The sequence below is a fragment of the Mesorhizobium sp. 131-2-1 genome, assembly GCF_016756535.1.
In the GTDB taxonomy this organism is placed as follows: domain Bacteria; phylum Pseudomonadota; class Alphaproteobacteria; order Rhizobiales; family Rhizobiaceae; genus Mesorhizobium.
In genome coordinates this window covers 2,771,163-2,785,312 of record NZ_AP023247.1, presented here as the reverse complement: position 1 = coordinate 2,785,312, position 14,150 = coordinate 2,771,163, and the positions used below count along the sequence as shown (strand labels likewise).

Below are 14,150 nucleotides of genomic sequence, written 5' to 3'. Positions count from 1 at the left end.
CTTCATGCGCAGCAGACTGGCGATCGAAAACCGCGTCACGAAGCACAACCGTAACGCGCTTTCGATTCTGTTTCATCTCGCCGCCGCAGTTTTCGGCCCCCCTGCGCGCGGTGTCAAATCAGCACGGCATAAAGTAAGCATCGCCGCTGCCGGTCACGCCGAAATGACAGAGCCTGGCATCTGCCATTCTTCTGCCAGCTATTTGGCGATGCTATGCTTTGCCCATGAAAGCCGACGCCGCTTCGCTTCTGGAACAGGCCCGCCGCGCCTATGAGCAACGGGCATGGGCGGATGCACTCGAGCTGTTGCGCGCAACGGACGAGCTCGCGCCGCTGGGCCCGGACGATCTGGAACGGGTACTCTGGTCGGCGGCCATGCTGGACCGCGACCAGGACAGCATGGCCGCCGGTGACCGCCTGTTCGAGACCTATGTCGAAGCGGGCCGTTACGACCGCGCGGCGTATTGGGCGTTCTTCCGCGGCTTCCGACTCCTGGCCCTGGGCGAGCAGGGCCACGCGACCGCCTGCATCCAGCAGGCCCAGCGCCTGGCCGACAGCTTTGGGCGCGAATGCGCGGCGCATGGCTATCTGGTCTTGCTCGCGGCACAGAAGGAGCTCATGACGGGCAACGATCCGGCGGCGGAGCCGTTGGCCGGCCAGGCGCTGGCGATCGGCGAGCGCTGTTGCGACGTCGACCTTGTCGCCTTCGCCAGATGTTATCTCGGCCGCGCGCTTGTGCGGCAGGGCCGGATCGATGAAGGCATCGCCTCGCTCGACGAGGCCATGCTGCCGGCCGTCGACGGAAAGCTTTCGCCCATCGTCACCGGCCTGATCTATTGCAACCTCATCGCCGCGTGCCGGCAGGTCTACGCGCTCGACCGCTCGCGCGAATGGACCGAGGCGCTGTCGAACTGGTGCGGAACGCAGCCGCAACTCGTTCAGTTCAACGGCGTCTGCCTGTTGCACCGCGCCGAGATCATGGAACTGAACGGTGCCTGGCAGGATGCGATCACCGAGGCACGCCGCGCGACGAAGTCGCTGGCCCATACGACGGCCAGCGAAGCAGCGGCGGGAGCGGCCTACCAGGAGGCCGAAATCCGTCGCCTGCGCGGTGAGTTTGCCGCCGCCGAGGAGCTCTACCGCGCCGCCAGCCGGCTCGGGTTCGAACCGCAGCCCGGCATGGCGCTGCTGCGCCTGATGCAGGGCCGCGCCGAACAGGCCGCGGCAACCATTCGCCGCGTGCTCGCCACGACCAAGGCTCCACTTGGCCGCGCCCGCCTGCTCCCGGCGCTGGTCGAGATCATGATCGCCTCAGGCGCCATCGAGGAGGCGCGCGAAGCCTGCCAGGATCTGGAGGCGATCGCGGGCCGTTTCGCAACCGATGTCCTGGCCGCTATGGCGGCGCAGGCCAGGGGTGAGATCGACCTGCATGAAGGCAGCGCCGCGGCGGCGCTTGGCCATTTCCGCGCCGCGCTGAAGACCTGGCAGCGCGCCGGCGCCCCTTATCTGGAAGCTCGGCTGCGCGTGCTTTCGGGACAAGCCTGCCGCCTGCTTGGCGACGAGGACGGCGCCGAGCTCGAATTCGATGCCGCCCGCGCCGTTTTCGCCGCACTGGGCGCCGCGCCCGAACTCGCCCGCGTCAGCGCGCTGATCGAGACGGCCAATTCGCGCCCGCACCGCCTGACCGGGCGCGAGATCGAGGTCCTTGGCCTTGTCGCCACCGGCAGGACCAACAGGTCGATAGCGACGGAGCTTGGCCTCAGCGAGAAGACCGTCGACCGGCATGTCAGCAACATTTTCGACAAGCTCGCGGTCAACTCACGCGCCGCAGCGACCGCCTACGCCTTCCAGAACCGGCTCGTCTGATCCGGTCATCCGACCTGAGGACATGGGGAAAAATCCCCATCGCATTTTTCTGTCCCGTGAGGTGTCTCCCCGAAGCGCCGCCGCGCCGTTCCACTAATTTCTGGTCCACGACTGACGAACCAAATGGAGCGATCATGAATCCGATTTCGACATCCGGGCCGGCCGCGATTGAGGGAATGAACCTGCGCGGCCCCCGCAACATCCGCATCGCCGAAACCAGAGCGCGCGCCGGCGCATTGCTGGAACCGGGAGCGGCCTTCATGCAACTGGAGGCCGGTGCGCTGCGGGCATCGGCGGCGCCAGCCGACGACGACACGCTGCCAATGCCGAGAGAAGAACATTTCGACGTCGTGGTCATCGGCGCGGGACAGAACGGCCTTTCCGTCGGCTATCACCTCGCCCGCAAGGGCGTGAAGTTCGTCATCCTCGAGGCCCGCGAACGCGTCGGCGACATCTGGCGCTCGCGCTGGGATTCGCTGCGCCTGTTCACGCCGGCGCGCTTCGACGGACTGGTCGGCATGCCCTTCCCCGCTGCCCGCTATTCGTTCCCGACCAAGGACGAAATGGCCGACTATCTAGAGGCCTATGCCAGGAGGTTTGGCTTGCCGGTGCGCACCGGCGTCAAGGTCGACGAGGTGACCCGTTCCGGCGAGCGCTACATCGTCACATCGGGCCAGACCCGCTACATCGCCAAGCACGTCGTCGCCGCGGCCTCGAGCTACCAGAAGCCGAAGATCCCGGATTTCGCGGCGTCGCTCGACCCGTCGATCCGGCAATTGCATTCGGTTGCCTACAAGAACCCGGAACAGCTCCAGGCGGGCAGCGTGCTTTTGGTCGGCGCCAGCAATTCCGGTGCGGAAATCGCCATGGATCTGGCGCGCACGCACCAGGTGTGTCTGTCAGGCCGGCATCCCGGCCACATCCCGGTCACCTACAATGGCTACTTCGCAATGCGTCTGGTCCTGCCGGTCGTCTTGCGCATCGTTTTCCACCGTTTGCTCACGGTCGACACGCCGATGGGCCGCAAGGCCAAGCCTGAGCAGTTGTCGCATGGCCTGCCGCTGATCCGGGTCAAGCCGCAGGACCTGGACGCCGCCGGTATCCGCCGGGTCGCCCGCGTCGCCGGTGCCCGCGACGGCAAGCCGCTGCTCGACGACGGCCAGATTCTCGACGTTTCGAACATCGTCTGGTGCACCGGGTTCCGGGCCGGACTGGATTGGATCAAGCTGCCGATTTTCGACGGCACCGGCCGGGTGAAGCAATATCGCGGTGCTGTCGAAGGCGAGCCGGGACTGTATGTCTGCGGCCTGCATTTCCAACACTCGACTTCTTCCACCATGATCCATGGCGCGGCGCGCGATGCCGGCTACGTCGCCGATAAGATCGGCGAGCGCATGCGGGCAACCATCGGATAAGGCGCGACAAGGGTTTTAGGCAATTGCCGGGCGCCGAAGAGACACGGCGCCCGGCAAATCCTGTCGCCAAACCGGAACAAAACGGAGACACTTCTGGTCTTTCGCTGCCGAATCACTACATTCGGGGACAATGTCCGGGTTTTCGGAAGACATGCCCTTCTTTGACGAACCGAATGCGCGGCCCACGGCCCCGTCCGGCATTGCCGCGCGCGCCATGGCCGCCCGCAGCGGTCGCAACGATACGCCCGATTACCTGAACGGCCTCAACCCCGAGCAGCGGCTGGCGGTCGAAACGACGGAAGGCCCGGTCCTGGTGCTGGCCGGCGCCGGCACCGGCAAGACGCGGGTGCTCACCACCCGCATCGCCCACATCCTCGCCACCGGCAAGGCCTTCCCCTCGCAGATCCTCGCCGTCACCTTCACCAACAAGGCCGCGCGCGAGATGAAGCAGCGCATCGGCCATCTGATCGGCGAAGGCAATGTCGAGGGCATGCCCTGGCTCGGCACATTCCATTCGATCGGCGTCAAGCTGCTGCGCCGCCACGCCGAGCTTGCCGGGCTGAAATCCGATTTCACCATCCTGGACACCGATGACGTCGTGCGCCTGATCAAGCAGCTCATCCAGGCCGAAGGCTTGGACGACAAGCGGTGGCCGGCCAAGCAGTTCGGCCAGATGATCGACGGCTGGAAGAACAAGGGGCTTGTGCCAGCCGATATCCCCGAGGGTGATGCCCGCAGCTTCGGCAACGGCAAGGGCCGCGAACTCTACAAGGCCTATCAGGAGCGGCTGCAGACGCTGAACGCCTGCGACTTCGGCGATCTGCTCTGCCACCCGATCCGCATCTTCCGCGCCTATCCGGACGTGCTCAAGGACTACCACAAGCGCTTCAAATACATCCTCGTCGACGAGTACCAGGACACCAACACCGCGCAGTACATGTGGCTGCGGCTCTTGGCGCAAAGACCTACCTCCCCCTCGATGGGGGAGGTCGCGCCGCGCAGCGGCGCGGGCGGGGGTGATAGCGCCGGCGCCAGTCACCCCTCCCCGTCGCTTCGCGACGACCCTCCCCATCGAGGGGAGGGTAAGGCGCGCTCGACCGAAACTCGTGCTACCGTCAACATCTGCTGCGTCGGCGACGACGACCAGTCGATCTACGGCTGGCGCGGCGCGGAAGTCGACAACATCCTTCGCTTCGACAAGGATTTCCCCGGCGCCACCATTATCCGGCTGGAGCGCAACTACCGCTCGACGGCGCACATCCTGGGTGCCGCCTCGCATCTCATCGCCCACAATGAGGGCCGCTTCGGCAAGACGCTGTTCACCGACCGCGACGATCCCGAGGACGACAAGGTGCATGTCCATGCCGCCTGGGATTCTGAGGAAGAGGCGCGCGCCGTCGGCGAGACGATCGAGGCCTACCAGCGGGGCAAGCACAATCTCAACGACATGGCCATCCTCGTACGCGCCTCCTTCCAGATGCGCGCCTTCGAGGACCGCTTCATCACGCTTGGCCTCAACTACCGCGTCATCGGCGGCCCGCGTTTCTACGAGCGGATGGAAATCCGCGACGCACTGGCCTTCTTCCGCGTCGTCGCCAACGGCGGCGACGACCTCGCCTTCGAGCGCATCGTCAACGTGCCGAAACGCGGGCTCGGCGAAGCCACCATCCGCCAGCTCCACGACACCGCCCGCGCGTTGCGCATCCCGATGCTGGAAGCGGCCGGCAACCTCGCCGAAAGCGACGAGCTGAAGCCGAAGCCGCGCGCCGCCTTGCGCGAGGTCGCCGCCAATTTCGAGCGCTGGCAGAAGGCGCTGGAGACCACGCCGCACACCGAACTCGCAGAGACCATCCTCGAGGAGAGCGGCTACACCGACATGTGGAAGAACGACCGCTCGGCGGAAGCGCCGGGCCGTCTGGAGAACCTCAAGGAGCTTGTCCGCTCCATGGAGGAATATGAATCGCTGCGCTCCTTCCTCGAGCATGTTGCGCTGGTCATGGAGGCCGAGCAGAGCGAGTCGCTCGATGCGGTGAGCATAATGACCCTGCATTCGGCCAAGGGCCTCGAATTCGAGACCGTGTTCCTCCCCGGCTGGGAAGAAGGCCTGTTCCCGCATCAGCGAGCGCTGGACGAGGGCGGTCGCTCCGGCCTGGAGGAAGAGCGCCGCCTCGCCTATGTCGGGCTGACGCGGGCCAAGAAGAACCTGCACATCTGGTTCGTCTCCAACCGCCTCATCCACGGTCTCTGGCAATCGACCATCCCGTCGCGCTTCCTCGACGAGTTGCCGAATACCCATGTCGAGGTCGCCGAGAGCGGCAACTCCTATGGCGGCTACGGCAACAGCTATGGCGGCGGTTCGTTTGCCTCGGGACGTGGCGGCAGGCAGAACCCCTATGGCGCCTCGCGCTTCGACAATATCGGCGCCGAGAAATCGGGAAGCTTCTCCAACACCTATTCGACGCCGGGCTGGCAGCGCGCGCAGGCCAACCGCACCGAGGCGACCGACCGCAACTGGGGCACGCGCTCCGGCCACCAGGTCGAGCGCATCGGCTATGGCGAGACCGATAGCGGCTACGGCGCCGGCCGCACCTCGGTCAAAGGCCGCACCATCGACGGCGAGCTGGTCGCCAAATCGGTCGCCGACACGCCATCCGCCTTCAGCGTCGGCGACCGCGTCTTCCATCAGAAGTTCGGCAACGGCAACATTGCCGCCATCGAAGGCAACAAGCTGACCATCGACTTCGACAAGGCCGGCCAGAAACGCGTCCTGGACGGGTTCGTCGCGGCGGTGTGAGCAGTCCTTCTAGCGATAGCGCGCCTGGTTCCATTTGTGGCCGAGCAGCGACAGGATGATGATCAGCCCGTTGAAAAACTGCACGTAGAAGCCGCTCAACCCCGCCGCCACCACACCGGTCTGGATGAACGACACCGTGACCGCGCCGATCGCGCCGCCGACCACCGTGCCGATGCCGCCCCAGGTCGGCGTGCCGCCGACGAACACCGAGGCCAGCACCGGCAGCAGATAGCCGTCGCCCGCCGTCGGCCACCAGGTGAAGTTGATCATCACCGAGAAGGTGCCGGCGATCGCCGCCCCGATGCCGACGAAGACGAACACCTTGACCCTGACGCGCTTGACGTCGATGCCCATCTGCTGGGCACTATCGGGATTGTCGCCGACCACCCTCACCTGCGCGCCGAAACGGTGCCTGTTGTAGAGTAGCGCCGACAGCACCACGAAGGCGACGGCCCAGAAGATCTGCACCGGGATGCCATAGAGCTGGCTGGAGAAGATCTTGTAGGCCCAGCTGTCGGCGAGGTTGGTCAACGCCGTCGACTTGCCCTCGTTGATGATCTGGATCAGGCCGCGCAGCAGGAAATTCATGCCGAGCGTGGCGATCAGCGACGACAGCCCGCCATAGACGACGAGCGATCCGACCAGGAAGCCGAGCAGCGTGCCGGTGACGAGCGCGGCGATGATGCCGAGGAACGGATCATAGCCGGCCTGCACCACCAGCGCGAAAACCCAGGACGCAAAACCCATCGTCGCCGGGAACGACAGGTCGATCTCGCCGCAGGTGACGACGAAGACCAGCGGCACCACCACGAACAGCGCCACCGGCAGCGTCGTCAGCACCGAGCTGTAGAGATACCAGGTGGTGAAGACGGTCGGGTTGGCGATCATGAACACCGCCATCATGACGATGAACACGGCGAGCGTGCCGAGCGCGGCCCGGTTGTCGAGGACGAAGCCGCGCAGCCACTGGTCGGACGGGTGTTTCCACTCCTTGGGGGTGGGCTGGTTATACGCGCCGAGCGGGCCGTCGATATCGGGTTCCATGGTCTTGCTCATCGTGCTCCCTGCTCCGCTACGCCGGCCTCGTGCAGTCCAGGCAACCCGCCGGGATGCGCAACGTCTTCCATGAAATTGATGAGGTCTTCTGCCGACTTGACCTCGCTGCGGTCGGCAGTCAGCGCCACTTTGCCGCGATCGAGCACCACGAAACGGTCGGCGATGTCGAAGACGTGGTGGATGTTGTGGCCGATGAACAGGATCGAGCGGCCGCTCGCCCGCACCTGGCGCACGAAATGGAAGACCTTGGCGGTCTCGGTTAGCGACAGCGCCGTCGTCGGCTCATCCAGGATGATCAGCTCCGCCTGCTTGTAGATGGCGCGCGCGATCGCCACGCCCTGGCGTTCGCCGCCGGAGAGCTGGCCGACGATCGAATGCGGCGTGAACACTTTCGAGGTGAAGCCGATCTCGCGCATCAACCGGCTTGCCTCCTCGATCTCCTTGTTGACCTTCAGCCAACCCATGAAGCTTGTCAGTTCGCGGCCCATGAAAATGTTGCGCACGATCGTCTGCTGCACCGCCAGCGCCCGGTCCTGGAACACCGTCTCGATGCCGGCGTCGCGCGAGCGGGCAGCACTCCATCCGGTCACTGACTTGCCGCGCACGAGGATGTCGCCGCTGGTCGGCCTGACCACGCCGGACAGGATCTTGATCAACGTCGACTTGCCGGCGCCATTGTCGCCAATCAGGCCGACCACCTCGCCGCGGTCAACGCTGAGATTGACCCCTCCCAGCGCATAGACCTGGCCGTAGGATTTCTTGATGTCGCGCAGTTCGATGATGCGTTCGGCCATCGTATCCTCGCTTGAATTGTCGATTCGCCGGCCTGTTGCCGACGGCCCTGCCGGCCGGGCGAAATCCCGGCCGGCAGCCTTGGGAGGTCAGCGCAGCGCCTGCTTGGCGAGCTCCGAGACGATCTCGTAATTCTGCGGCGTGACGAAGCCGGCGCCGGTGTCGACATTCATCGGCGCCAGGCCCAGCACGACTTGCTGGCAGAGGCTGAGGATCGGCAGATAGCCCTGCATGAACGGCTGCTGGTCGGCGGTCAGTTGCACCCAGCCGCCCTTGAAGGCCTCGACGATCTGCGGGCTGGTGTCGAAGCCGAAGTTGAAGATGTCGCCGGGCTTCCGCCCTGCGGCCTGCATGTATGTCGGCACATTGCCGAGCATCTGCCCGCCCGGATACCCGACCGCCTTGACGCCGGGATTGTTGAGCAGCGCAGCGGTGATCAACGGGATCGCCAGATTCGGATCGGCTGCCCACTCGGTTTGGGAATTGATTTGAACGACATCGATACCGGCCTCTTTCAATGCGGCGACCGTCCCGCGCTCGCGTGCGCCTCGGCTTTCGTTCTCGAATGGGCCGATCATGATCGCCTTGTCACCGGCCTTGAGCCCGGCCAGCTTGAACGCCTCGGCGCCGAGCGCGCGGCCCTGCTGTTCCTGCTGCGCGCCGACATAGCCGCCGCCGAACGCCGCCACCACCGTCGGCACCGGCACGTTCTGGTACATCATCTTGATGCCATCCTTGTGCGCCTGATCGGCCAGCGGCATGATCGCGGCGTCGCCTGGATGACCCATCATGGCGATGCCGTTGGGCTTCACGGCGACGGCTTCGCGCAATTGCTGCACCATCTTTTCGACGTCCCAGCCCGAGAAGATGTAGTCGACCTTCGGGCCGAGGTCGGCCGCTGCCTGCTTGGCGCCATTATAGACGATGGTGCCGAAGGCGTCGCCCTCGGCGCCGCCGACGAAGAAGCGGATGTGGACGTCCTTGCACCATTGGGCGTCGAGCGCGTTGGCCGGCAAGGTGGAGATTGCGGCACAGAGCGCCGTGGTTGCAGCCACGACGGTCGTGCGCAGAAGTGTCGTTCTCTTCGCGATGCTCATGCACGTTCCTCCCTTTGTTTCCTCGCTAAGCGAGGGTTTCGACATTGCCTTCGGCAGTGCGCCGTAGTCCTGGCCGGCCGGCTCCTCCCGCCGGCCAATCCTCACATCAAATTTGGCCTCACATCGGATTTGGCAGGTAGCTGGCACCTCCCCGGCATTGCTTGAGATAGTCCAGCGCCCTCATCTGGCCGGTGATCTCCAGGTCGTCGCGATAGACAGGGTCGTGCCAGCCCTCGATGTCGATGGCGCCCTTGTAACCGGCCAGCCTCAACTCGCTGATCACCCGCGTCCAGTCGCTGTCGCCGAAACCGGGGCTGCGCATCTGCACGAATGGCAGGCGGCCGAACACGCCGTGCTCGCGGATCACGTCCCAGCGCACCGTGGCGTCCTTGCCGTGGACGTGGAAAATGCGCGACGCCCATTTGCGGATCTGCGGGATCGGATCGATCAGATAGACGAGCTGGTGACAGGGCTCCCATTCGAGGCCGAGATTGTCGTCCGGCAATTCGTTGAACATCAGCTCCCAGGCGTCGGGATTGTGGGCGATGTTCCAATCGCCACTGGCCCAGTTGCCGTCCATGGCGCAATTCTCGAAGGCGATGCGCACGCCCTTGTCGGCGGCACGCTTTGCCAGCGGCCCCCACACCTCGCGGAAGCGCGGCAGGCTGTCGGTCAGCGGCTTGCCGCGAATGCGGCCGGTGAAGCCGCTGACCGTGGAAGCGCCGAACAGATGCGCATTGTCGATGACGGTTTCCCAGGCCGCGAGCACGCCGCGATCGACCTCGCCGCTTTCCAGCGGATTGCCGAACACACCGATCGAGGACACGTTGACGTCGGCATCGCCGATCGCCTCGTGGATCTGGCCGGCGAGCCGCGGCAAATCCTTGCCGCCCAGCGTCTGCCAGAAGAAGGGCTGGATGCTCTCGAAGCCGAGCGGCAGGATCTGTTTGATGTAGGCCGCCGGTTCGTCGAGATTGGCCCGGACCATGGTGCCGATCCTGATGTCGAGGAGCGGGTTTGGCATCATTGTGCTTCCTGTCTGATGGCCACGCGCCGCCCGGTCTCGGCGCTTTCGATCGCGCCGAAAACCATGGCCAGGCTCTTGATGTTGTCGGCGCCGCGCGTTTCCGGCTCGGTGCCGGTCTCGACCGCATGCATGAAATCCTTGATGATGCCGAGATGACCATCGACGCGGTCGGCGGCGTCGAGCGGCGGCACTTCAATTGGCTGGGTTTTGTCGAACAGGCCGTCGCGGCCCGGCACCACCGCCTCTGCCTTTAGCCCATCAAAGCCGTCCCAGAGCAGGCTGCCGCGCTCGGCGACGATGCGCCAGCTACCCTCCCAGCTGGTGCGGAAACCGTCGGCGCACCATGAGCCGGCATAGGTGAAGACCTTGCCATCAGCGAATTCGAACACGGCATTGGCCGACGACCCTTGCCGGTACCAGGAACTGGCAGGCTCCCATTCCTGGCAGTAGACGCCAGCCGGTTCGCCGCCGACCATGTAGCGGGCGGCATCAAAGGTATGGATCGCCATGTCGAGCAGCAGCACATGCGCCATCTCCTCGCGAAAACCGCCGAAATGCGGTGCGACGAAGAAATCGGCATGGATGCTGGTTGCCGCGCCGATGGCGCCGGAGTCGAGAAAGCGCCGGATGCGCCTGACATTGGCGACGTAGCGACGGTTCTGGACGACGGCATGGATGCGCTTTGCCCGGCTCGCGGCCTCGATGATGGCGCGGGCATTCTCCGGCGTGTCGGCCAGCGGCTTTTCGGTGAGCAGATGGCAATTGTGGGCGAAGGCTGCAAAGGCGACTTCGCGCCGTGCGGCGGGAACGACGACATCGAACACTGCATCGGGCTTGGTCTGATCAAGGACAGCGTCGAGATTGGTGCCGATGACGGCGGTGGAAAGCGCGTATTCGCGCGCTCTCGCCTGCGCCCGCTCGGCGTCAAGATCGACAAGGCCGACAATCGCGAGCCCGTCGATCTGCCTCGCGGCATCGAGCCACTGCCTGCTCATCGCTCCGCAGCCGGCCAGGACGACCTTCATCACCCAGTGTTCCTCCTCCGCTCGGCCCCTCCAGGCCGATCGTCACGGCATCCACGGCATCACCGTAAACGTTTTTCCGTAAACGTTTACGAGAACACACCCGATGACGTAGAATGTCAACTGGCTGCTTGCAAAAATCGTCCCGAAGTCTTGGCCTGAGCGGCAGCCAGTGCTAGCCAAGGCAGGGGGAGAACCGTCCTTGGCGTCCAGCATCCACGACCTTGCGCGTCATCTGAACATTTCGATCGGCACCGTGTCGCGCGCGCTGAACGGCCGCGCCGACGTCAATGCCGACACGCGCCAGCGCGTGCTGGAAGCGGCCAAGAAGCTGAACTACGCCCCCAACCAGTCCGGCCGCAGCTTGCGGCAAGGGGCCACCCATTCGATCGCCTTCATGCTGCAGCCGCATCCGGGCGACCAGCAATATGGCGAACCGTTCTTCATCCCGCTCCTGATCGGGCTGCAGGGCAGGCTCGCCGAAAGCGGGCTCGACCTGACCGTGGTGATGGGCGCGCCCGGCGACTACCAGCAGGAACGCCTGCGCCGCGTCGTCGAGACGCGCCGGGCCGACGCGGTGGTGCTGGCCTGGACGCGGCGCGAGGACGAGCGCATCGACTACCTGACCGAGAGGGGCTTTCCCTTCGCCACGCTCGGCCGCAGCCGCTCGGGCGGAAAGTCATACCCTTCGCTGGATCTCGATTTCGAGAAGGCCGGCAGCGACGCCGTCGACCGGCTGGTGGCGCGCGGCCACCGCCGCATCGCCGCCATCCGCCCTGCCCTCAACCTCAATTTCGGCTACCTGTTCCTCGATGGCTACCGCAAGGCCCTGAAGCGACACGGCATCGAGGTCGACCCCGCCCTGATCGCCGACGGCTTCATCAACGAGGCCGGCGGCTACCAGGTGACGCCGCGCGTGATGCTGGCAAAGGACCGGCCGACCGCCATCATCTTCAACAACGACGCCATGGCGCTCGGCGGCTGCAAGGCGCTCGCCGAGATGGGTATCAGGCCCGGCCACGACATCGCGGTGATCGTCATCGTCGATACCCCGCTCTGCCGCTATTTCTCGCCGGCGCTGACCGCCTTCCGCCCGGCGCTGGAGCCGATGGGCCGGCGGCTGGCCGAAATGCTGCTCGCCTCGCTGCCCGCCTTCGCCGGCTCGGAAGGGGCGCGCATCATGCGCGAGGTCTGGCCGCTGGAGCTGATCGCAAGAGAGAGTGACTAGTGCCCTTCCCTTCTCCCCCTGTGGGAGAAGGTGGATCGGCGCGTAGCGCCGAGACGGATGAGGGGTGCTGGAAGAAACGCGGCGTCAAAAGATACTAGAGATTTTAAGCGTTTGCATCTTCAAGGTAGCGCTCCGTCCAGCACCCCTCATCCGTCCGAGCTTCGCTCGGCCACCTTCTCCCACAAGGGGAGAAGGCAAGTGCACCCCTCCTGTCACGCAACCATCACGTTCAGGTCCTAGACCACGCAACGGACCCGGGGCCGCATCGTCGATGCCGCGCCCTTTCAGCCATTGGCCGTTCTGCTCGTCACAAGGGGATATCGATGAAAAACCTGCACCGAACTGTCTCGCTCGGCGTCGCGCTCGCTTTGTTCACTGCCCTGACACCGGCGCTCGCCGATGGCGTCGCCTATGTCAACAAGGGGCTGGTCGGCGTCGGCCGCATCCCCGCCAGCCAGAAGGACAAGTTCGGCGAGACCTTCGGCTCCGGCTCCGGCATGGCGATCGACGTCAAGGGCTGGTCGCGTGAGGGTAACGCGTACAAGGGCTCGCTCTGGCTGCTGCCGGATCGCGGCTACAACGTCGTCGGCACCACCGACTACCGGGCCCGCCTCAACACCATTTCGATCGATCTGGCCCCGACCGCCCCGGGCGCCGCGCCCGCCGCCGGACAGGAGCAGTCGGGCGTCAAGGCGACGCTCGCCGACACCATGCTCCTGACCGACGACAAGGGCACTGATGCCACCGGTCTCGACCCGCTGAACGGCGTGCGTCCCGCCGCCGGCGACATGCCGATCCTGCCGCAGGCTGACAATGGCAAGCTGTCGCTCGACGACGAGGCGATTGTGCGGCTGCCCGACGGCACCATGTTCATCTCCGACGAATACGGTCCGAACATCTATCGTTTCTCGGCTGAAGGCCGCCTCATGTCGGCCACCCAACCGCCGGCGGCCCTGGTGCCGATGCGCCACGGCAAGCCGAACTTCGCCTCCGACAATCCGGGCCCAGATGCTGCCGAGCCCGATCCGAAGGATCCCGAGACCGGCCGCCAGAACAACCAGGGCTTGGAAGGCATGTCGCTGACGCCGGACGGCAAGTTGCTTATCGCCGTGCTGCAGTCGGCGCCGCGCCAGGATGGCGGCGATTCCGGATCGACCCGCCAGAACACCAGGGCGCTGGTCTATGACGCCTCCGACCTCGCCCATCTCAAGCTGGCGCACGAATATGTCGTGCCGCTGCCGGTGTTCAAGGACGCCAAGGACAAGACCAAGGTGGCGGCGCAGAGCGAGATCGTGGCGCTCTCCGGCAACAGCTTCCTGATGCTCACCCGCGACAGCGGCAACGGCCAGGGTGTGAAGGGCGAAGAGTCGCTCTATCGCAAGATCAATATCGTCGACCTCTCCGGCGCGACCGACATCGCCGGCGGTCCGTTCGACGCCGCCGACAAGCCGGTGGCGCCGAAGGGCGTGCTCGATCCATCGGTGACACCGGCCAAGGTCACGCCGTTCATCGACATCAACGACAAGGCCCAGCTTGGCCGCTTCGGCCTGCACAACGGCAAGCCCAACGACAAGGACAACCTCTCGGAGAAGTGGGAGGCGATGTCGCTGGTCAGCGTGCTCGATCCCAAGCTGCCCGACGACTACTTCCTGTTCGTCGCCAATGACAACGACTTCCTGACCCAGGACGGCTTCCAGGTCGGTGCGCCCTACAAGGCCGAGGACGGCGCCGACGTCGACACCATGTTCCTGGTCTATCAGGTCACGCTGCCGAACCTCGCGACGAACTAGCACGAGACAGGGAAGCGGACCCGCCGAGCGCGTTCGCCTCCAAACTCTTGTCGACGATCACCGA

The 14,150-nt window shown here is 65.3% G+C and carries 11 protein-coding genes; 6 read left to right on the top strand and 5 right to left on the bottom strand.

Going from position 1 to position 14,150, the window contains the following annotated elements:
- Nucleotides 1–4: 4 nt before the first annotated feature.
- From JG743_RS13355 to JG743_RS13340, 4 genes are all read left to right on the top strand, one after another.
- Nucleotides 5–274: a hypothetical protein gene (locus JG743_RS13355; protein WP_202300869.1), complete on the top strand. Its 270-nt coding sequence runs from the start codon at nt 5–7 to the stop codon at nt 272–274.
- The gene (locus tag JG743_RS13350; RefSeq protein ID WP_202300867.1) at nt 225–1,865 is read left to right on the top strand and encodes a helix-turn-helix transcriptional regulator; all 1,641 of its coding nucleotides are present in this window, start codon (nt 225–227) and stop codon (nt 1,863–1,865) included. Before JG743_RS13355 ends, JG743_RS13350 begins: the two co-directional genes overlap by 50 nt.
- Nucleotides 1,866–1,999: 134 nt before the next feature.
- Nucleotides 2,000–3,280, top strand: a complete 1,281-nt coding sequence (locus tag JG743_RS13345) for a flavin-containing monooxygenase (RefSeq protein WP_244673135.1) — start codon at nt 2,000–2,002, stop codon at nt 3,278–3,280.
- A gap of 130 nt (nt 3,281–3,410) precedes the next feature.
- Nucleotides 3,411–6,074: an ATP-dependent helicase gene (locus tag JG743_RS13340; RefSeq protein ID WP_202300865.1), complete on the top strand. Its 2,664-nt coding sequence runs from the start codon at nt 3,411–3,413 to the stop codon at nt 6,072–6,074.
- 9 nt (nt 6,075–6,083) lie between these two features.
- Here JG743_RS13340 and JG743_RS13335 read toward each other — a convergent pair whose 3' ends face one another.
- The 5 genes from JG743_RS13335 to JG743_RS13315 form a co-directional block, all read right to left on the bottom strand.
- Nucleotides 6,084–7,130 carry an ABC transporter permease gene (locus JG743_RS13335; protein ID WP_202300856.1) on the bottom strand — a complete coding sequence of 349 codons (1,047 nt, stop codon included), beginning with the start codon at nt 7,128–7,130 and terminating at the stop codon, nt 6,084–6,086.
- The gene (locus JG743_RS13330) at nt 7,127–7,924 is read right to left on the bottom strand and encodes an ATP-binding cassette domain-containing protein (RefSeq protein WP_202300854.1); all 798 of its coding nucleotides are present in this window, start codon (nt 7,922–7,924) and stop codon (nt 7,127–7,129) included. Before JG743_RS13330 ends, JG743_RS13335 begins: the two co-directional genes overlap by 4 nt.
- Nucleotides 7,925–8,011: 87 nt before the next feature.
- Nucleotides 8,012–9,019, bottom strand: coding sequence for a substrate-binding domain-containing protein (locus tag JG743_RS13325; protein ID WP_202300852.1), 1,008 nt, complete (start codon nt 9,017–9,019; stop codon nt 8,012–8,014).
- 118 nt (nt 9,020–9,137) lie between these two features.
- Nucleotides 9,138–10,046: a sugar phosphate isomerase/epimerase family protein gene (locus JG743_RS13320; protein WP_244673134.1), complete on the bottom strand. Its 909-nt coding sequence runs from the start codon at nt 10,044–10,046 to the stop codon at nt 9,138–9,140.
- Nucleotides 10,043–11,074 carry a Gfo/Idh/MocA family protein gene (locus tag JG743_RS13315; protein ID WP_202300848.1) on the bottom strand — a complete coding sequence of 344 codons (1,032 nt, stop codon included), beginning with the start codon at nt 11,072–11,074 and terminating at the stop codon, nt 10,043–10,045. Before JG743_RS13315 ends, JG743_RS13320 begins: the two co-directional genes overlap by 4 nt.
- A gap of 196 nt (nt 11,075–11,270) precedes the next feature.
- On the opposite strand from JG743_RS13315, the gene JG743_RS13310 reads away from it, so the two are divergent.
- Nucleotides 11,271–12,296, top strand: coding sequence for a LacI family DNA-binding transcriptional regulator (locus tag JG743_RS13310; protein WP_202300837.1), 1,026 nt, complete (start codon nt 11,271–11,273; stop codon nt 12,294–12,296).
- Nucleotides 12,297–12,619: 323 nt separating this feature from the next.
- On the top strand, nt 12,620–14,086 hold the full coding sequence (locus JG743_RS13305) for an esterase-like activity of phytase family protein (RefSeq protein ID WP_202300835.1): 1,467 nt from the start codon (nt 12,620–12,622) through the stop codon (nt 14,084–14,086).
- Nucleotides 14,087–14,150: the final 64 nt, after the last annotated feature.